The sequence below is a fragment of the uncultured Tateyamaria sp. genome, assembly GCF_947488715.1.
GTDB lineage: Bacteria > Pseudomonadota > Alphaproteobacteria > Rhodobacterales > Rhodobacteraceae > Tateyamaria.
Map to the genome: position 1 here is coordinate 675,226 of NZ_CANLAG010000001.1, position 20,203 is coordinate 695,428.

Sequence of the window (20,203 nt, forward strand, 5' to 3'; positions counted from 1 at the left end):
TGGCCACATCGGTCGGATGACCTCCGCACCGATTTCCCCAAGTCAGTTCCATGTGGCCTGTATCGATGATGATGCGTTGGAGCATGATCTGCTTGCGCGACTTGTGCGTCGGGAAACGCATATTGCGCTGCGACCCTATTTCGATGTCGCAGAGGCAGCACAGGCGCTGGCGCGATCCCCTGTGGATTTGATCCTCTTGGACGCGCGTATTCCGCCTGACAACGATCCGGTGGCCTCGGTTGCATTGCTACGGTCTCACGGCATCCTGACGCGCATCATCGTGATGTCGTCGGTGCTCGATCCGGCGCGGGCGGGTGACGAAGCGGACGTTGTGTATATGGAAAAGGACCAGATCACGCGGGCATTCTTGGTGGAGTCGCTGTCTGGGGCTTCCTAGCTGCGATTGGGCAGGGCGGCAGAGTTCAGCCAGAACAACGCAATGGCCCGTACAAATTCCTGTAGCTCGGACATGGAATTGGGTTTGACCATATGAGCGTTGGCACCGGCGGCGTAGGCCTGCCGAATTTCACGCACCGAGTCTGAAGTGGAAAACATAATGATCGGCAGGTGGCGCGTGAGGGTCGAACTGCGCAGCGCCTGAAGCGTTTCGAAACCGTTCACACGCGGCATATTGATGTCGAGCAGCACAAGATCTGGCAGGTCGGAAAATTCCTGAACTGCGAGCAGATGATCTACGGCTTTGGCGCCGTCGGCCAAGTGCCTGAGTTGGATGCTGCCATCATATTTGGAAAACGCGCGCCGAATGGCAAAGACGTCTTCGTCATCATCGTCGACAATGATGACATTTCCTCCGGTCGCGATTGTATCCACTATTGGCCTTCGGTCGGAATTCGGATTTCGATGCGGGTTTGACTACCTTTGGTGCTCTCGGCGGTCAACGTCCAGTTGTGCCGCTCGCAAATCGTGCGACAGATCGCCAACCCGATGCCGGTGCCTTGTGCCTCGGATTTGGACACCAGCCGGACAAACGGGTCAAAGATGCGTTCCGCCTCGCTTTTGTCGAAACCGATGCCATTGTCGGTAAAGCCGAGGACAACGCGGTCTTCGTTCTGGGTCACGGACACGTTGATGACCGGTTTGCGTTGGGGTGAGCGGTATTTGAGCGCGTTCGAGATGATGTTCGAGAACACGATGTGCACGAGGTTTTCGTCACACCGGACTGTTGGCAACGTGTCCACGCTGACCTCTGCGCCGGTTTCTTCGATCATGTGGCGGTAGTCGTCCAGCACCTTGTCTATGAGGCGGCCCAGGCGGACGTCCTGCGGGGCAAAGTCGCCTTGGGCGGCGCTGGAAAACTGCAGCAGGTTTTTGACCAGGCTGCTCATCCGCTCGGCTGACGACGTCATCACGTCCACATAGAACCGCCCGTCTTCATCAAGCGACGTGCTGTAGTCTTCGGTCAGCAGATCGCCATACTGCCGGATTTTGCGCAGCGGTTCTTGCAGGTCATGCGACGCGGCATAGGCGAATTGGGCCAGACCATCGTTAAGCTGTTCAAGCTCCGAGTTCTTGTCCTTGAGCGCGGCAAGCGCGGTGTTGCGTGCGGACACGTCATAGACCACCCAAAGGCGGCGGAACCCACCATCCGCCAGCGTATCGTCAATCCCTGCAAGTTCGACGTCGATCATGGCCCCGTTCTTGCACAGCAGGCGCATTGGTTCGATTGGGCCGCGGGCTTTCACCTCTGCGCTGGTGGGCATGTCGGCAGGTTCGGACGTGCGCGGCAGGAACACCTCGCTCATTGCGCGTTCGATCAGCTCGGCGCGAGTGTATCCGCCGGTATTGGCGAGCAGATCGTTCGCGTCCTCGATGCAGCCCTGCGCATCCGTGGTCAGCATCATGGCGGGTGTATGCTGGTAGATCTCGCGGTAGAGGCCGCGTTGTTGCACAAGCGAGTCGTTCAGCCGCTCGATCTCTGCACCCTGACGTTTGATCGTTGTGATGTCGGTGGAAATCACCAACAGATGTCGCCCACCGGTGTGTCTGTCTGAAAACGGGATCTTGTCCGTGCGGCTCCAGCCGTGGGGGCCGTCCTTGGGGGTGTATTCCTCGACAATACCGATCAGCGGTTTGCCACCGTTGATCACCTCAAGGTCGTCCTTGTGATACTTGGCAGCCATATCCGGAAACAGGTCGTACGTGCTGGCCCCGGTGGCCTTTTCGATGCTGACGCCCATGGACGCAGCCGCTGTCGCATTCAGCCAAATGATCCTGTTTTCGTCGTCCTTGAACCAGACGCGCGCAGGCAGGTTGTCGATCGTCAGCTTCAGTTGTTCGCTGGTGCTTTCCATCGCCTGAATGGCGCGGCTTCTGTCCCAGATATATCCCGCCCAGCGGATCGTGATGCGGGCCAGCGCCAGTTCCAGTTCGGTAAAGTCGCGGTCGTTGCGATGGGAGGGCACGGCCAAAGCCACCCGCCCGATGACCGAATTCTTGGCGATGATCGGGCCCACGATGGCGCGGGAGGCACCCAGATCCTTGAGCAGTGCGTTTTGCTGGTTTCTGGCGCGTGAATTGGTGCGGCGGATGCCGACAGTTTCCGAATTCACCGCATCGCCGGACACAATGGCGTCGAGGCAGTCATACGCGCTTTTGGGAACAACACCCGGAAGGCTGACCGAAGGCAGATCAAGCGGTTTGGGCGTCTCGCCTGGCGCGCCGATGGTCACCAACAGTTGCGTCGCACCAAGGTAGGATTGCACGATTTCAAAGAGTTGTTCGACGCGCGCCAGTTCGTTCTGCGCCACGTCGGATTCTGTCTGGCCGGTTGGCTGGTCTGAGCGGTCGACCTCGAGGACTTCTTCGAGGGCCATGATGTATTCGTTGTCCGAGGTCATGTCCCGGCCGGTCATCTGGAACCCGAAAATGCTGTCCTGCTCATCCGACAGCGCGCGCAGCATCGTGTCAAAGAAACGCTCGGCGCCATTGGTATCGCGGTACTTGAACACCACGCGGCGGAACGCGCCGGGCGCAATTTCCTCAACCGCTTCGCTGATCTTTTTGTGGACGTCATGAGACAGCAGCGTGTTGAAATCGCTGCCCAGAATTTCCGGCACACTGCTGTCGCATACATCGGCAAAGGTCTTGTTACAGAAGGTGACGGTGCCGTCGGATTTGTCCCAACGCACAATCATCTGCCCGATGTCCTTGAGCACGTCGTCGTGCAACTGTTCCATCTCGGCAATGCGGGTGCGCGCACGGCTGAGTGCGTCGATGTCGATCATGGTGATGACAACACCCGTGCGCTGTTCGACGTCCGAAACATAGGGCAGGGCGCGCATGAGGTACGCACGATTGTTGGACACGATTTCGCGGTCGATGGTCTTGGCCGTGTCCTGCACCTCGCGAACGATTTCCTGCACATCCACCGTCGAGAACCGCGCCGTAACATGCGCAAAGGGACGCCCGACGTCCTGCGCAATCAGGTTGAACGTGTGTGCCGCCGCAGGGGTGAACCGGCGGACCTGCAAATCGGGATCGAGGAAAATCGTGCCGATGTCCGTGCTCTTGAGCAGGTGATCCATATCCGAGGTGAGTTCGCTCAACTCTTCGATCTTGCGCTCGTGTTCAGAGCTGACGGTATACAGTTCTTCGTTGACCGAGTGCAGTTCCTCGTTTGTGGACTGCAATTCCTCGTTCGCAGACATCAGTTCTTCGTTTGTGGCCTGCAACTCTTCGTTGGATGTCTCCATCTCTTCGATGGTGGCCTGCAGGCTTTCCTCGGTCGATCCGAGCATTTGTTCCAGTTCGGACACGCGGGAGGCATAGGACGTCAGCAGGTCGCCATCCGTGTCTGCCGCCTCCAGCAGCGTGATATCCGTTTCCACGCGCCCCGACTGTTCCAGCGAGACAATGGCAAAAGGGCCACCGTCTTGTTCGCCGGTGTCCAGCGGGCGGAGCAGCAGCCGTACATCGACCGAAACGCCGTCGTCTTCGGCGAGGGTCGCGTTGCGGGCGTGTTCAACCATAATGCCGTGCCGAAAGCGGTCGATCATCGGCGCGACAAAGGGTTTGAGTTCATCGCGCAGCAGTTCGGTCAGCACATTGCTGAACCCGCCTGTATTGAACCGCAGGTGTTTGCGTGCATCGCCAAAGATGTGGATCAGTTGGCCGCTTTGGTCGATCAAGAACCCGGCCGGTCCATAGATGCCAAGAAGGTGGTGCAACGCGTTGTTGATTGCACCGGCCTTGAGGTCGTTGGCCACGCGCGCTTGGCTGGGTTTTTGCGGGATTTTCCGTGTTGCGGCCAACGCCAGCCCGGTTTCGGAGGGGAGGCGGTGTGAATTCAACAACCGGGTGGATTCCATCAGGCGCACGTCACGGGTCTTGCGGAAGATCCGCCAGCGCTGGGAAATTTGGGTAAATTCCCGCTGCAATTTGCCGGTGGTTTCGCTGGGGCCCAAGAACAGATACCCGTCCTTGTTCAGCGAAAAGTGGAACAAGGCGAGCAGTTTTTGCTGCGCTTCCTCGGTCAGATAGATCATCACGTTGCGGCAACTGACCAAATCCATCCGCGTAAAGGGCGGGTCGCGCAACAAGTCATGGGGGCTGAAGACAACGGCCCGGCGCAGGGTCTGGCGCACCTGGTGGTATTCGCCCGTTCTCTCAAAATACCGCTCGATCAGGCTCTCATCGAGGGCGGCCAGCGTCTCGCTTGAAAAGATACCGGCGGAGGCCGCAGAGAGGGACCGTTTGTGAATGTCCGTGGCAAGGATCTTGAGGTTGAACACCTTGTCATTCGAGCGGGCGTATTCGGCGACGAGAATGGCCAGCGAATAGGCTTCTTCGCCGCTGGCGCATCCCGGCACCCACATGCGGATCTGGCGCTGTGGCGACATTTCCTTGCAGAGTTCGGGGATGGCGTCGCGGGCCAGCAGATCGAATGCAGCCTTGTCCCGAAAGAACGACGTCACTTCGATCAGCAAGTCGTTGTAGAGGGTTTCCAATTCGTCAGGGTCTTGCAGCAGCGACCGGTAGTATTCGCGCACATCCGCGTGCCCTGACAGGTCCTTGCGGCGGTTCAGACGCCGAGCCACCGTCTCGATCTTGTAAAAGTTGAAGTTGGTGCCAAAGCGGTCCTGCATCAAACCCAGAATGTCGAAGACCGGGTCGCCGGTCATTTCACGGTAGACGTGGCCCCCTTCACCGAATTCGCCGGCGATGTAGCGCTGGATGAGGTCTGGCAGGTCTTCGGGCGCCGCGGACCCGTCTTCGAGCTTGGCCGACTGAACCGCGCGCGGCATGCTGTCGAATTTCGCGGTCTCGGGGGTTTGGGCAAACACGCGCCCGCCTCGGGATTTGATCTCGCGGGCGCCGCGCACGCCGTCGCTGCCGGAGCCGGAGAGAATGACCGCGACCGCTTCGTCGCCATATTCCTCGGCAATGGAGGTAAAGAAATCATCGATCGGCAGGCGGATCACGTCTTCGGTTTCTTCGGGTGCCACGACAAATTTGCCGTCGGATACAGTCAGAACCTGGCGTGGGCGGTTCAGGTAGATCGTGTTCGGTTCGATGACCATGCCGTCTTCGACACGGTGAATGGGCATCGAGGAATGACGTGCCAGCAATTCGTCCATGAGCGACCGAAAATCCGGCGACAGGTGTTGGATCACGACATAGGCGAATCCCTTGTCGACCGGGGCGTGATCAAAAAACAGCTCGCACGGGCCCAACCCCCCGGCACTGGCGCCGATTGCAACGATGGTTTTTGGTTCGGACATGGGGATGAGTTCTATTTCTGGTGCGATGTTGCTGGTGCAATGGAGTTAGTGCGCCGAAGACGCGTTTCTACTTAACGTAGCATGTTCGGGAGGCGGAAATACACAACTTTAAACATATGTTGGCGCTGCAAAATGCCCGTATCGGGGGCGTCGATGATATGTGGTTCCAAGGTTGCGATGTTTCGCCGGAAAGCGCTTGTTTCGCCATTGCGAGTATCGGATTCCATAGGGCGTATAGCCCTCACCTTGAGATGCCCGCGCGCCTTGCAAGTACAGTTTGCACACTTCGGCAGCGTCAGAGGGTGATGTAGAGCAAATGGCGGAGCATTAGGCGACGAAACATAAAGCTCTGTCTTTGCATTCGAAGCCGGGCACACCGTCGTTTCAAAAGGCATCTTTTGCCTGTTCACTGGAAAACGATCCAGATGATTTTACGGCGTCAGGTGTAAGAGAAAAGAGTGGCTGGGGTGGTAGGATTCGAACCTACGGTACACTGTACCAAAAACAGTTGCCTTACCACTTGGCTACACCCCAACGTGACGCGCTAATTAGTCTGCTCGGCAGATACGCGCAAGCCCTTTTGGATCAAAATCATTATCATTCCTTTGGCGCGTCTTCGGTCAACAGATCGGGGTTTTCGTCGTCACTGCGCTCGGCTTGGACCAACCGGTCGAGTGCGACCTTGGATGTGTCTTCGACCTCTGATGCGGGCAGGGGTGTCACGGGGGCTATATTGGCCGCACGCGGCACGTCTTGCGTCATTGCGGCTGCAGGTGTGCCGCCGATCATCTGGATGCGGTAGGTTGTGTCCGGAACTTCGATGCCTTCGGCCTCGATGGCGTTCTTGACCAGTCGCAGTGCCTCGCCCTTGGCGCGCACCAGGGATGTCGCGCGTTGGTCAATCCAGCCGGTTACCGTCAGAATCACCGCGCCGTCACCGATGCGGTCGATCCATGTCATCGGCGCAGGCTCGGACAAGACAAAGTCCAGACCTGCCACCACGTTTTCGGCGATATGCGTGACTGCGGCCAGGTCAGCATCTGATGCGACGCCGATCTGAAAATCGAACCGGCGTTCATGGTGGGTCGAATAGTTGACGATGCGGCTTTTGAAGACAGTCGCGTTCGGGATGCGGATGTGGTTGCCGTCAAAACTCAGCAAGATTGTGGCCCTGCTGGTGAGGCGGATGACGTTGCCGATGTCCCCTTCGATTTCGACGGTGTCGTTGGGACGGAAGGGCTGGCGAATCGACAGCATGATGGACGCGATAAAGTTCTCAACGGTGTCGCGCACCGCAAAACCGATGGCCAAGCCCACAATCCCCGCCGCCCCGAGGATCGTACCCAGCAAGGCAGTGGCCCCCAAAATGTCCAGCGCGATGACCAAGCCGCTGACGAAAAAGACCATGCGCACAATCTGGCGATAGATGTTGGCGATAAAGGCGTTAGGCGCGATCCGGTCCCAGGGGTAGGACATCCGCGCAATCAGAAGACCTGCCACCAGCACCAGCGCAAACACCGCCAGAGCCACGGCCGCCAATGGCAGTAAGGCGATGCCCTGCGCGATGCGGGTCTGGAACCGCTCGACCGCCGGGTTCAGGCGGGCGACAACATCGGTTGTTTCGGTGACGTTGTTTTCAATGGCCACCACACCTTCGACGCGGCCAACCAGATCGTTCAGCCGCGTTGCTGTGGTGGTGTCGACGGTCGTTCCGCGCAATGTCACGATGCCGGAGGACACCGATACGGTCACGCCATCGAACCCCTCCAGCTCGGACAGGATATCGCGGATGCGGTTGGCAATTGCTGCATCCTGCGGGGCGCTGTCAGCAACAGCGATGGTCCCCTGCGGTTGTTCCTGAGTTTGTGCTGCAATTGGCATCGCCAAGAGGCACAGAACGAGTAGTAGGCGGCGTATCATCTTCGCACATCCACCAAGATCGCACCTGCTCGCCCGCCCTGTTCCACGGCCACGTGGGCCTCTGCCGTATCCGCCAGTCCGTAAACACGTGCGACGGGACATGTCAGGGCCCCATCAGCCAAGGCAGCGTGCAGGCGCGCGATGGCTTTTTGCCTCGCTTTGGGTGGCAAAAGATAGATCAGGAGAATGTCGATCGTCACCGCCTTGAAGAGCAGGGGACCGAACGGCATCGAGGGCTGCATATCCTTGGCAGAGCCGTAGACCGAAATGGTGCCATTTGGCGCAATCACGGCGGCATCTGTGTCAATGTTGATGCCCAGTTCAACTTCGACGATGTGATCTACGGGTTGGCTGTTGTTCTGTTGCAAAATCGCCTGCGCCAGTTCGGCGTCGCCGTAGTCGATGACTGCATCTGCGCCAGCGGCCCGCGCGGCATCCACACCGGCGCCGCGCGCCGTGGCGATCACGTGGGCGCCGCCCCACTTGGCCAATTGCACGGCCAACAGGCCAACTGTGCCTGCGCCCCCCTGAACCAATACTGTTTTGCCTTTTACATCCCCCTGACCGAAAACGGCCTCTGCCGCTGTCAGTCCGGGAATGCCCAGAATCGCACCGGTTTCGAATGTGACCCCATCCGGCAAAGGCACAGCCTGTTCTGACGGGACAACGATGTGGGTCGCTGCGGTGCCTTGGGGCCTTTGCCATTGCCCATTCCAGATCCAGACCCGTTGGCCCACCCGGTCGCTGTCTGTCTGATCGCCGACAGCCACGATTGTCCCTGCGCCGTCACTGTGCGGTATGATCTGGTCAAAGGGCGGTTTGGTGACACCCGGTCGTGTCCCACCGCGCGCTTTGACGTCGGACGGGTTCACGCCTGAGATGGCCAGCTCCACAAGAACCTCGCCCGGTCCCGGCGCAGGTGTGGGCAGATCGACCAAGGCCAGAACGTCGCTGGCAGCACCGAAAGTGGAATAGGTAATGGCGCGCATGGCACTGGTCCGATGATTGTGGTTTCCTGTCCACAGACTAGCCACCCACCCCGGAAAGGCCAGACCTGACCGCACCCTATGGAAAGAGACACTGACATGACCCGTCGCGCGCTGATCCCCGAAAACCTGCGCGCGGCGTGCGCCGCCGCTGACATGTCACCGGGCATTCAGTCCGGGAACCACGTCTTTTTGACGGGTGTGACAGGGGTGCTTTCCGACGGGGTGATGCCAGCAGAGGCTGAGGCGCAATTTCATTCCTGTTTTGACAAGATTGCCAGCGTTTTGGCCGAGGCGGACCTGACACTTGGTTATGTGGTCGAAATGACCAGTTATCATGTGGGCCTGAGAGCGCATTTCGATCTGTTCGACAGTGTCCGGCGTCAGCATTTGTCGGCACCGTTCCCCGCATGGACTGCAGTCGAGGTTGCCGGGCTGCGCCGCCCTGGTGCCGTTGTCGAAATTCGCGTTGTCGCGGCCAGTGCTTAGTCGCGCAATTCGTTCATGCCAACGCCCCAAAGGCGTGCCTTGGGTGCCCAGCCTTTGTACCCGGCTGAGCTGACCCGACACCATTCCGGGCCACACTGACCGAGGCGTGCAATCACACCAACTTCCAACGCGGCGGTGACCGGGGCGTCCGTTTCCGGGCGCGTGCGCAGCGTCAGCATGTCCTGTTCGATAAGAACTGTGCGCGTGCCGGACAAAAGGGAATAGTGAACCCAGCCGCCCATGCCATCGCGGTCTTCGACCCGGCGCCAATGGCCATGCTCTGCGGTGATGCGCAATGGCATGTCGCGCCGCTGGAACACCCAATCGATCCGGTGGGTCAACGATGGACCGCGCCGCACATTGCCTTCGGCGGCTTTCATCGACACGAAGCGCGGCAGTGGCAGATTGGTCACCGGGCCGGTGTCGCGCGCAGCCAGCGGGGCCGCAATGCCCAGTGCCAGAAAAACAGACAAGAACAGCCGCAAGGCCATCCGCAATGTGGAAGTTCCGCTCATCTCACGCCTCTTGATATGGCCGAGGTTCTTGTGCCTCGTGCTCACATCCGCCACCATGCCTCTAAATGGCGGGCACGCCAAGCAGCGGGAGGGCAAAAATGCCAAAGGATCGTTTGAGTGTTGTCGTAACGCGACGGTTGCCCGCCGAGGTGGAAACCCGCCTGAGTGAGCTGTTTGACGTGCGTTTGCGGGACGAAGACGCGCCAATGACCCGCAATGAGATCGTCGAGGCCATGAAATCCGCAGATGTGCTGGTGCCTACGATCACGGACACTGTCGATGCCTCTATGATCGGGCAGGCGGGTGATCGCCTAAAGCTGATTGCCAACTATGGTGCCGGGGTCGACAACATCGATGTGTCGACGGCGCGCCAGCGCGGCATTCTGGTGTCGAACACGCCGGGCGTGTTGACCGATGACACGGCCGACATGACCATGGGATTGATCCTGGCCGTAACGCGCCGTTTGCCCGAGGGGCTGGCGGCGATGCAGGCTGGCAACTGGGATGGCTGGGCGCCCACCGCCTTTTTGGGTGGACGGGTGGCGGGGCGTCGTCTGGGTATCCTGGGCATGGGACGCATCGGTCAGGCGGTTGCGCGGCGCGCGTCTGCCTTTGGCATGCAGGTGCATTACCACAACCGCCGACGCCTGCGTCCCGAGGCAGAACAAGAGCTGGAAGCGACGTGGTGGGAGAGCCTGGATCAGATGGTGGCGCGGATGGACGTGATCAGCATCAACTGTCCTCACACCCCATCCACCTTCCATTTGATGAATGCGCGCCGTCTCAAGTTGATGAAGCCGGACGCGGTGATTGTGAACACCTCACGCGGTGAAGTGATCGACGAAAACGCGCTGACACGGATGCTGCGGGCGGGCGATATCGCGGGCGCGGGCCTTGATGTTTATGAGCATGGCACAGAGGTCAATCCCAGGCTGCGCGAGCTGAAGAATGTTGTCCTGTTGCCGCATATGGGGTCGGCCACGCGCGAAAGCCGTGTCGAGATGGGCGAGAAAGTTATTATCAATATCAAGACCTTCGACGATGGCCACCGACCACCGGACCAAGTTGTACCGTCGATGTTGTGATGCGTTACGGGTGCTGATGCCCGCAAAACCCAAAAGGAGAGTTCTATGCGTTTCTGCCTGACTGTTGCCTTTTCTCTGATCGCCGGAGCCACGTTGGCCCAGCAAACCGCAGATGCCGTACAGCCCGAAGGGGCCACCGACGGTGCCGCCGCTGCCATATCCGAACGGGTTGCCGCCGCGCAGGCGGCCAAAGACGCGGGCCAGCCTGTGACTGCCGCCTCTTACATGGTCGCAGCGGCGAACCCACTCGCTGTTCAGGCGGGTGTCGACGTTCTGGCCGAAGGTGGCACAGCGGCGGACGCTCTGGTCGCTGTGCAAACCGTTTTGGGTCTGGTTGAGCCTCAGTCTTCGGGCCTGGGCGGGGGTGCGTTTCTGGTCTGGTACGATGCCGAGACGGAAACGCTGACGACACTGGATGGGCGCGAAACGGCGCCGTTGGCGGCAACGCCGCGCCTGTTCCAGAAAGACGATGGCACGACGATGGGCTTTTTTGACGCCGTCGTTGGGGGGCGTTCAGTTGGAACGCCCGGCACGCCCGCGCTTCTGGAAGAGGTTCACAAGCGCTGGGGGACGCTGGCATGGCCCGGATTGTTTGATGCCGCGATTGATCTTGCCGATGGCGGGTTCGAGGTGTCGCCGCGTTTGGCGGGGCTCGTCGAGCGGGATGCTGAGCGTTTGAGCAGCTTTGAACTGACAGCCAACTATTTCCTGCCGGGTGGCAAGCCGGTCACCGCAGGCGATGTGCTGGTCAACGGGCCTTATGCGGACACATTGCGCGCAATGGCGGTGAGCGGGGCGGATGCGTTCTATACGGGACAGATTGCACAGGACATCGCCGCCACCGTGCAGCACCTGTCAGACAATCCCGGCGTGTTGTCGACGCTGGATCTGGCGGTCTATCAGGTCAAGGAACGCGCGCCGGTCTGCGCGACGTACCGAGCGCATGACGTGTGTGGCATGGGGCCTCCGTCATCTGGTGCGCTGACTGTTGGTCAAATTCTGGGCATGCTGGACGGCTATGATCTGGCGACCCTTGGTGCTGACAACCCCGAAAGCTGGCGGTTGATCGGGGATGCCTCGCGCCTCGCCTTTGCAGACCGTGGCCGATACATGGCCGACAGCGACTATGTGCCGATGCCGACCGCCGGATTGGTGGACCCCGCGTATCTTGCCGACCGTGGCAATGCGCTGTCCGGTGATGCGGCGCTGGCAGATGTGGCACCCGGTGTGCCTGCCTTTGACCACAGCATGAACTGGGCCGATGACGAAAGCATCGAACTGCCCTCAACATCGCACATCTCGATTGTGGACAGCTTTGGCAACGTGGCGTCGATGACCACCACGATCGAGAATGCCTTTGGCTCACGGTTGATGGTGCATGGGTTCCTGTTGAACAACGAACTGACGGATTTCAGCTTTCGCACCCACAATGACGGTCTGCCCATTGCAAATGCACTGGCACCGGGCAAACGACCCCGGTCGTCGATGTCGCCAACGATTGTCATGAAAGACGGCGCGCCAGTTTTGGCTATCGGGTCGCCGGGCGGCAGCCGGATCATCGGCTACACTGCCAAGGCCATCATTGCCCATCTGGACTGGGGCATGGATGTTCAACAGGCCGTCAGCTTGCCCCATGCGGTAAACCGGTTCGGCACCTTTGACGTGGAAGAGGGCACATCCGCTGCTGATCTGGCACCCGCGCTCGAGGCGATGGGGTACGAGGTCAACACACGTGGATTGAATTCTGGTCTGCATGCCATTGCCATTGGTGATGGCCTGCAAGGCGGAGCGGATCCGCGCCGCGAAGGAATTGCGCTGGGCGATTGATGCCTAGCGCCAATGGGAGGACGATAGATGGGTCAAGCCATTGACTTACCACGCAATGAAAACGGGATTGCCAGTGCGCTGGGCATACTGAAGCAGAAATTCGGTGACCGTTTTCATACCGGGCAGGCCATAAGGGACCAGCACGCACATACGACCACATGGCTTACCCCGCAGCCCCCGGATGCAGTGGTCTTTCCGATGTCGACGCAAGAGGTGTCCGACATTGTCAAAGTCTGTGCAACGCACCGGGTGCCGGTCATCCCTTACGGCACAGGCACGTCACTTGAGGGGCATGTGAACGCCCCTGCCGGGGGCGTTTGTGTCGACATGACAAGCATGGACAAGATCATCGCCGTCAACGCCGAGGACCTGGATTGCGTGGTACAACCTGGTGTGATGCGTGAACAGTTGAACACCTATTTGCGCGACAGGGGGTTGTTCTTTCCCATTGATCCCGGGGCCAATGCGTCGCTGGGTGGTATGGCGTCGACGAGGGCTTCGGGCACCAACGCCGTGCGCTACGGCACGATGAAGGATAACGTGATTGCCCTTGAGGCGGTGATGGCCGACGGTCGTGTGATCCGCACAGCCCAACGCGCAAAGAAATCGTCAGCAGGATATGATCTGACCCGCCTTCTGGTCGGTTCCGAAGGGACGCTGGGCCTGATCACCGAAGTGACCCTCAAGCTGCATGGTATTCCCGAAGCGATCCATGCGGCGCGCATGTCCTTTCCGTCGATTGATGCGGCCTGTCAGGCGGTGATGACCACGATTCAATATGGCATCCCGGTGGCCCGGATTGAGTTGATGGACGAATTGAACATTCGGGCGGCCAATGCCTATGCGGGTCTCGACCTGCCTGAGACGCCATTGCTCTTGCTTGAATTCCATGGCTCCGACAGCGCGGTTGTGGAACATGCGGAAATGTTTGGGTCCATCGCTGAGGATGTCGGCGGGTTCGACTTTCAAGCCACCGGGTCCACCGAAGAACGCAACAAGCTTTGGCAGGCCCGCCATGACCTCTACTGGGCAACGATGTCGCTGCGCCCCGGTGCGCAGGGCGTGGCCACGGATGTCTGCGTGCCCATTTCACGCCTCGCCGAAGCGGTGACCGGCGCGCAGGCCAAGGCCGCGGAACTGAACCTGCTGTCCCCGATTGTAGGCCATGTGGGGGACGGGAATTTTCACTCGCTGGTCCTGCTGGATATGGAGGATGCGGATGAGGTCGCCCGGACCGAAGAGTTCACCGCCTATCTCGCCGAAGAAGCGATCCGAATGGATGGGACCTGTACGGGCGAGCATGGCATCGGGCAGGGAAAGATCCCCTATCTGGTCAAGGAACTGGGTGCGGCAACCGAGTTCATGACGGCGATCAAGGGGGCGTTTGATCCATTGAACATCATGAATCCGGGCAAGATTTTTGGGCCGCGTTAGAGCCTTTTGGCTGGCATTGATGCTGGCCCTATGGGCCGGTGTCGGGGTGGCGCAAGAACGCTATCAGGTTGATGTGACCTTTGAGTGGCGCACGGAGGCATCTATCGCACCGCATTGGTCGCGCCTGATCGGATTTGCGCATTCCAGTCGGTATAAGCTGTTTTCCGACGGCGATACGGCAACGTCCGGTCTTGGGCTGGTGGCGACCAACGGCCGGGTGACAGTTCTGGAAGCGGAACTGGCAGAAGGGCGACGCCGTGGGCGTGTGGGCGAAGCAATTGTGTTGCCTGGATTGCCGGACGGTGTGGGGCAGTTTTCCTTTGAGCTGAAGGTCAGTGACAAGCACACGCAGGTGTCGTTCGTGACGATGCTTGCACCGAGCCCGGACTGGTTTTCCGGGGCGAGTGGTGTGAGCCTCCGCGATGGTGATGCGTGGAAAGACAGGGTGCAGGTTCCATTGTGGGTCTGGGATGCCGGTGTCGACAGTGGGCCGGAATTTGAAGGGCCAAATGTGCCGACGCAGCCGCAACAGTCCGTGCGCCTGCTGACGCACCCTGGGTTTTTGACGCAAAGCGGGCTACGCCCCATCGGCATGGCTGTGTTTACAAGGTTGAAGTGATCCAAAGGCCGCCCTAACGGGCGACGACATTTTTTGTGGGCTTCGCCCGCGCGTCGTCCGCGATCCAGCAATGAGACGTGTTGGTGCGTCGTTTTTAGCCACTGAGCGGTCGGCTGGCTGGCGCGGTACAGCAGGATGTTTTTTAGAACGGAGCAGCAAGGTCGGACGGGGATTCGGGACATGAAAACGCAAGTCAAAGCTCTGGTTGTTGGCGGAGGTGCTGTTGGCACGTCGATCGCCTACCATCTGGCACGCGCCGGTTGGGACGATGTCATGTTGCTGGAACGTGACGAGCTAACATCCGGATCGACATGGCACGCTGCCGGTTTGTTGCCGTATTTCAACATGTCCTATGCCACGACCCACATCCACGACTATTCGATCAAGTTCTACAAGACGCTTGAGGAAGAAACCGGGTTGAACGCGGGTTTTGCCGTGGTGGGCAATCTGCGCATGGCGCAGACGCAGGAGCGTATGGACGAATACATGCTCTATGCGTCGACGGCCGAGACATGTGGTGTGCCGTATGAATTCATGACGCCGGACCAGATCAAGGCGAAATGGCCACTGATCCGGACGGAAGACCTAAAAGGCGCGCTGTATCACCAGACAGACGGTTACATCAATCCGGCGGATGTGACGATGGCAATGGCCAAGGGTGCGCGGCAGCGCGGCGTCATGATTGAACGAAAATGGCAGGCCGACGCGTTTCACTGGAACGGTGATGCGTGGGAGGTCACCGTTACAAAAATGGTGGAAAAGGGCGGCAATCTGGTCCCTTCGGACGAGCAGATTGTGATCACTGCGGAACACGTGGTCACAGCGTCCGGGAACCATGCGCAACGCACCGCTCAGATGTTGGGTATCAAGATGCCGGCCATTCCGGTTGAGCATCAGTTCATTGTGATGGAGCAGGACCCCGAGCTGGTGAAATTCCGCGCCGAGGGCAATGCCGAACATCCGGTGATCCGGGATGCGGACGCGCAATCCTATGTCCGCGAAGAACGCGGCGGCTGGATTTTGGGTGTGTACGAGAAAAACGCGCCTGCCCGGTTTGAATACGGTGTGCCGGACAGTTTCCGCGCGGATCTGTTTCAGTTGGATCTTGAGCGGATCGAAGAACAGTACATGGCGATGATCCACCGTGTGCCATCTTGCGAAGAGAGTGGTCTGAAGGACGACTTCAACGGCCCGATCTGCTATACGCCGGACGGTAACCCACTGGTTGGTCCCGCGCCGGGATTGCGGAACATGTGGCTGGCCGAAGGCTTTTCTTTTGGCATTACCGCAGCAGGTGGCACGGGCTACTATTTGGCGCAGTTGATGGTGGAGGGTGAGGCCGAGATCGACATGGCGTCGCTTGATCCGAAGCGTTACGGCGACTGGATGACAACGGAGTTCGCGGTCCGCAAGAACGAAGAGTGCTACGATCACGTCTATATCCTGCACCACCCGGACGAAGAACGCCCTGCCTGTCGCCCCTTGCGAACGTCGCCTGCCTATGATCGCCAGCGGGCGGCGGGCGCGCAATTTGGGTTTGTAAACGGCTGGGAGCGGCCAAATTACTATGGTCCGCTGGATGCCCCCGAGACATTTGACCATGACAGCCGGTCTTTTCGCCGTGGTGCCTGGTGGGACCATGCGCTTGAAGAAGCCAAGGCCATTCGCGAAGGTGTTGGCCTCATTGATGCAACCGCGTTTACCAAGCACCGGATCAGTGGACCGGGCGCGACAGCGTTCCTGGATTGGTTCACAACGAACAAGCTGCCCAAGGTTGGGCGGATCAATCTGACCTATGCGCTGACGGCTGCGGGAACGACGCGGACTGAATACACCATCGTGCGGACGGGTGAGGATGATTACTATCTCGTGTCGGCTGGGGCATGGACGACCTATGATCAGGACTATCTGTTCAAGGCGATTGAGGACAAGGAGGCGGAGTTTGGCCGCATCAACGCGCAAGATGTGACGACCCAGTGGGGTGTGTTTGCAATTGCCGGGCCGAAATCACGAGATGTGCTGGGCGCTTTGATCCGGGATGCTGATCCTGACACAGCACTCAGCAACAAGCGGTTCCCGTGGTTGAGCTGTCGTGACATTGAATTGGGCATGTGTCCGGTGCGCGCGATCCGTGTTGCCTATACCGGAGAGCTGGGTTGGGAGTTGCATCACCCGATTGAAATGCAGAATTACCTTTGGGATCAGTTGGTTGCTGCAGGTGCGGCGCATGACATGAAGCTCGTTGGTGCGCGGGCGCAGAACTGGTTGCGGCAAGAAAAGTCGTATCGCGCGTTTGGAACGGAGCTGGGACGGGATGCGACGCCGATTGAGGCGGATTTGCCCCGGTTCGTTGATCTATCTAAGGACTTTCACGGCAAAGCGGCGATGGAAGCGCTGGGTGTGCGGTCAAAATGTGTGACGGTGTTGATTGATGGGCCGGATGATGCGGACCCATGGGGGCGCGAAGTGCTGTACCATGGTGAGACGCGCGTGGGCCGGTTGACATCCGGGGGCTATTCCGTGGCGTTTGGTCGGTCTATTGGCATGGGGTATGTCACGCCAGAGCTTGCGGTGCCGGGAACGCGGCTAAAGGTAAAGATGTTTGACCAGTTGTGGGATGCAGAGGTCGTCGTGGACAGCCCTTACGATCCCAAGAACGAGACGATCCGCAAAGATGGGTGAGGCCGTTGGGCGGCTCTGTTTGGCCTGTCGGCCAAAGACGTCCGCCCACCGACCCTAACGGAGGGTGCGGGTGGCGAGCCATGCCTCCCAATCCTGCCGTGATCCGTTGAACGCGTTGATGTCGATTGCCCCCGCAGAGTTGGGCAACGTCCCTGTGGATGTGTATTGCCAAAAGCGCCAGGGTTGCCCGGGAAATGCTTCGGCCGGGGTTTTGGCAGTGGTGCGCAGCCAGAAATCAACATTGCGGAAGGCACCAAGGCCGTTTTCTTTAAAAAAGCGAGGTGTGGTGTAGATGATGGGGCGCTGTCCATAGTGTGCTTCGACCAGGCCCATCCAACGGCGCATTTCATCTCGCACGGTTGCGCCGTCAGGGCGGCGTTGGCATGTCGGCGAAAACGGGTTCCATTCCATATCAAGGACGGGAGGCAGGCTGCCCTTGGTTTTTGGCGCGGTTTGGATAAAGAACTGGGCCTGCACTTCGGGTGACGTGCAGAAATAGTAGAAGTGATAGGCCCCGCGTTTGATGCCTGCGCGACCTGCGCCGCGCCAGTGGTCGCGGAAGGCTGGGTCGGACAGGTCGCCGCCTTCGGTTGCTTTGAGAAACACAAATTCGATGCCAACAGCCTTGGCGCGTTCCCAATCGACCGAGGTTTGGAACCGGGCCGCATCCATGCCGCGTACGGGGAATGTGGTCGGTTGGCGGCCTGAAAACCGGACGGGATCCGTGTCACCAATGACCATCGGGCCGGTGAAGGGTGCAGGCGCGCATGCAACGAGCAGCGCAATGGCGGCAATCAAAAGAGGTTTGAACATGTGAGTAGCCTAGCGGCTTAGAACCGGGCTGGCGACAAGGATTTGACGGTTGTGGCATCAATTTCGGGGGTGCGTCCCAGTGCTAGATCAGCCACCAGCCGGCTGGCTGCGGGTGCCGTTTGAAAACCGTATCCGCCCTGACCCGCGCACCAGAAAAAGCTGGGCTGCATTGGGTCGGCACCCAGAACCAACGTGCGATCTGGTGCAAAACTACGCAGCCCGGCCCAAGTTGTTTCGACCCGTGTCACCGGTTCCGTCACGTGCTGTGCATAGCGGTCCAGCCCTTCGGCGAGCACCATGTCGTCGGCCCATGCGTCATGGGGATCTACGGGGTCTTCGTCGGCGGGGGATACGAGCAGTTTGCCCGCATCGGGTTTCGCGTACCATGTCTCTCCGACGCCGAAAAAAATCGGCCAATTGCTGACATCGTGACCGCCGGGTGCGGGGATGCGTGCCATGGAACGGCGACAAGGTGTCAGGCCAATGGGTCTCACACCTGCCATGTTCGCAATCTGGTCGGCCCAGGCGCCTGCAGCATTGACTAGCACGTCGCAAGTCAACTGCTCGTCTTTCAGTTGGACTTGCCACGTCCTTGTGCGCGCAATTGCTGTGACGGGCGTGCCGGTTCTGATGCGTCCGCCATTTGCGCGCAGGGTCTTGGCCATGTCCTGCATCATGCGGTCTGTGTCGATGTCCTGCGCACCCTCATGATAGGCTGCGCGTGCAATGCGAGCGTTCAAAATGGGCACGCGCGCGGATGCTTCGGCCAATGGGATTTCCGGGCATTGCAGGGCCTTGGCGTCTTTCAGAAACAGTTCATCTTCGCCCGCGCGGGCCAACAGCAGCAAACCGCGTGGGCTGAGATAGGGCTGGTGATCGGCGGCACTTGCGCGGCTGAGTGCAACGACAGAAGGCGCACCGTAGTTTTCCTCGAACAGCGCAGCGGATCGGCCGGATGCGTGGTAGCCAAGGGCCGTTTCCGCCTCGATCAGAGTCACTGACGCGTGTTCGGACAGACGCGCGGCAACAGAGATGCCCGCGATCCCACCACCGATCACGATGACATCTGTCACGCCTCTTCGATCCTGTCCGTGGCGGGCGGCGGTGTGACGCTGAAGCCTGTAATTTGATCGTAGAGGTCCGATGTCATCTCGACCTCGAGTGCGGCCAAGGATGGGGTCAATTGGCTTGCCGATCTAGCGGATACGATGGGGCGTGGCCGTGCCGGATGTGCCATGGCCCAGGCCACGGCCAGAGACGCAGGATCGATACCCATGTCGCGCGCCAGGGCGGTCAGCTTGTCCGCGGCCTCGCGCATCCAGGCGACGTTGTAGCGCGCGGCATAGCGGCTGTCTTCGGTCAACCGGCCGGTGCCGCCGCCTGCATACTTCCCGGTCAACAATCCGCCGCCCAATGGGGAATAGGGCGCAAGCTCAATACCTTGATCCACACACATGGGGAAAATTTCGACTTCGGACTGACGTTTGACCAAGCTGTGCATGGGTTGGACAATGTCGATGCGAATGTCGAACTGCGCGGCGACGGTTTGCGCCTTCATCACCTGCCAAGCCGCAAAGTTGGAGACGCCGATGTGCCTGATCCGACCTTCGTGTTTCAGGGTTGCCAGTGCGTCGAACGTCTCTTGCAACGGCGTGTCGTCATCAAAGCGGTGCAGATAGAGGATGTCGACGACGTCAACACGAAGGCGTTGTTGCGATGTGGCAAAACCGGTGAAGATATTGCCGCGACTAGATCCGCCTGAATACGCAGCTTTGGTCGCAACAATGAGGTTGTCGCGCTCGGATTGGATGAATTGGCCCAGCAGGGATTCGGACGCGCCATCTGTGTAAACGTAGGCGGTGTCGAAATGGGTGATCCCGGCGTCCCGCGCAGCATCGAACATAGCGCGGCTGGCCTGTTCGTCAGCGTTGCCGCCGAATTGCATTGTGCCGAACGTCAGCGGCGAAAGCGGGGTGCCGTTAGGGGATGTGATCATGGAGATGTGGTGCCATGCGGGCCGCGCCCGTGCAACGGTTATCCTGTTCGACCCAATTTATACGATAGGGATGCACACCGCAGCGCCCGTGCTAGA

At 59.6% G+C, this 20,203-nt stretch carries 15 protein-coding genes and 1 tRNA gene; 7 read left to right on the forward strand and 9 right to left on the reverse strand.

The features are described 5' to 3' along the window. Positions 1 to 16: 16 nt before the first annotated feature. The gene (locus Q0936_RS03435) at positions 17 to 397 is read left to right on the forward strand and encodes a hypothetical protein (RefSeq protein WP_299296102.1); all 381 of its coding nucleotides are present in this window, start codon (positions 17 to 19) and stop codon (positions 395 to 397) included. Here Q0936_RS03435 and Q0936_RS03440 read toward each other — a convergent pair. From Q0936_RS03440 to Q0936_RS03460, 5 genes are all read right to left on the reverse strand, one after another. Then, entirely contained in the window at positions 394 to 831 is a 438-nt protein-coding gene (locus tag Q0936_RS03440; RefSeq protein WP_299296104.1) for a response regulator, read from the reverse strand. The genes Q0936_RS03435 and Q0936_RS03440 overlap by 4 nt on opposite strands. Continuing rightward, positions 831 to 5,741: a CheR family methyltransferase gene (locus Q0936_RS03445; RefSeq protein ID WP_299296106.1), complete on the reverse strand. Its 4,911-nt coding sequence runs from the start codon at positions 5,739 to 5,741 to the stop codon at positions 831 to 833. Before Q0936_RS03445 ends, Q0936_RS03440 begins: the two co-directional genes overlap by 1 nt. 459 nt (positions 5,742 to 6,200) lie before the next feature. Continuing rightward, positions 6,201 to 6,275, reverse strand: a tRNA-Gln gene (locus Q0936_RS03450). Between the two features lie 63 nt (positions 6,276 to 6,338). Next, positions 6,339 to 7,661, reverse strand: coding sequence for a mechanosensitive ion channel family protein (locus Q0936_RS03455; RefSeq protein ID WP_299296107.1), 1,323 nt, complete (start codon positions 7,659 to 7,661; stop codon positions 6,339 to 6,341). Next, positions 7,658 to 8,650 (reverse strand): NADPH:quinone reductase, encoded by a 993-nt coding sequence (locus tag Q0936_RS03460; RefSeq protein WP_299296109.1) that lies wholly within the window; start codon positions 8,648 to 8,650, stop codon positions 7,658 to 7,660. Before Q0936_RS03460 ends, Q0936_RS03455 begins: the two co-directional genes overlap by 4 nt. Positions 8,651 to 8,746: 96 nt before the next feature. On the opposite strand from Q0936_RS03460, the gene Q0936_RS03465 reads away from it, so the two are divergent. Next, positions 8,747 to 9,136 carry a RidA family protein gene (locus tag Q0936_RS03465; RefSeq protein ID WP_299296111.1) on the forward strand — a complete coding sequence of 130 codons (390 nt, stop codon included), beginning with the start codon at positions 8,747 to 8,749 and terminating at the stop codon, positions 9,134 to 9,136. Here the strand turns inward: Q0936_RS03465 and Q0936_RS03470 are convergent. Next, the gene (locus Q0936_RS03470; protein ID WP_299296129.1) at positions 9,133 to 9,627 is read right to left on the reverse strand and encodes an SH3 domain-containing protein; all 495 of its coding nucleotides are present in this window, start codon (positions 9,625 to 9,627) and stop codon (positions 9,133 to 9,135) included. The two genes, Q0936_RS03465 and Q0936_RS03470, sit on opposite strands and share 4 nt — an antisense overlap. A gap of 122 nt (positions 9,628 to 9,749) precedes the next feature. On the opposite strand from Q0936_RS03470, the gene Q0936_RS03475 reads away from it, so the two are divergent. The 5 genes from Q0936_RS03475 to Q0936_RS03495 all read left to right on the forward strand — a co-directional run bounded on the left by Q0936_RS03475 (position 9,750) and on the right by Q0936_RS03495 (position 17,298). Continuing rightward, a complete protein-coding gene (locus Q0936_RS03475) occupies positions 9,750 to 10,736 on the forward strand; it encodes a D-glycerate dehydrogenase (protein ID WP_299296114.1) in 987 nt (328 codons plus the stop codon). A 45-nt stretch (positions 10,737 to 10,781) separates the two neighbouring features. Continuing rightward, entirely contained in the window at positions 10,782 to 12,563 is a 1,782-nt protein-coding gene (gene ggt, locus Q0936_RS03480; RefSeq protein WP_299296116.1) for a gamma-glutamyltransferase, read from the forward strand. 27 nt (positions 12,564 to 12,590) lie between these two features. After that, positions 12,591 to 13,997, forward strand: a complete 1,407-nt coding sequence (locus Q0936_RS03485; RefSeq protein WP_299296119.1) for an FAD-linked oxidase C-terminal domain-containing protein — start codon at positions 12,591 to 12,593, stop codon at positions 13,995 to 13,997. Positions 13,998 to 14,016: 19 nt separating this feature from the next. Further along, positions 14,017 to 14,616: a spondin domain-containing protein gene (locus Q0936_RS03490; protein ID WP_299377862.1), complete on the forward strand. Its 600-nt coding sequence runs from the start codon at positions 14,017 to 14,019 to the stop codon at positions 14,614 to 14,616. Between the two features lie 180 nt (positions 14,617 to 14,796). Further along, entirely contained in the window at positions 14,797 to 17,298 is a 2,502-nt protein-coding gene (locus Q0936_RS03495) for an FAD-dependent oxidoreductase (protein WP_299296123.1), read from the forward strand. Positions 17,299 to 17,352: 54 nt separating this feature from the next. Here the strand turns inward: Q0936_RS03495 and Q0936_RS03500 are convergent, their stop codons facing one another. From Q0936_RS03500 to Q0936_RS03510, 3 genes are read right to left on the reverse strand one after another with little or no spacing between them, the layout of a single operon-like run. Then, a complete protein-coding gene (locus Q0936_RS03500; RefSeq protein ID WP_299296125.1) occupies positions 17,353 to 18,111 on the reverse strand; it encodes a GH25 family lysozyme in 759 nt (252 codons plus the stop codon). Between the two features lie 17 nt (positions 18,112 to 18,128). Beyond that, on the reverse strand, positions 18,129 to 19,184 hold the full coding sequence (locus Q0936_RS03505; protein WP_299377865.1) for an FAD-dependent oxidoreductase: 1,056 nt from the start codon (positions 19,182 to 19,184) through the stop codon (positions 18,129 to 18,131). Beyond that, positions 19,181 to 20,107: an aldo/keto reductase gene (locus Q0936_RS03510; protein WP_299292469.1), complete on the reverse strand. Its 927-nt coding sequence runs from the start codon at positions 20,105 to 20,107 to the stop codon at positions 19,181 to 19,183. The genes Q0936_RS03505 and Q0936_RS03510 overlap by 4 nt, the downstream gene beginning before the upstream one ends. Between the last annotated feature and the right edge of the window lie 96 nt (positions 20,108 to 20,203).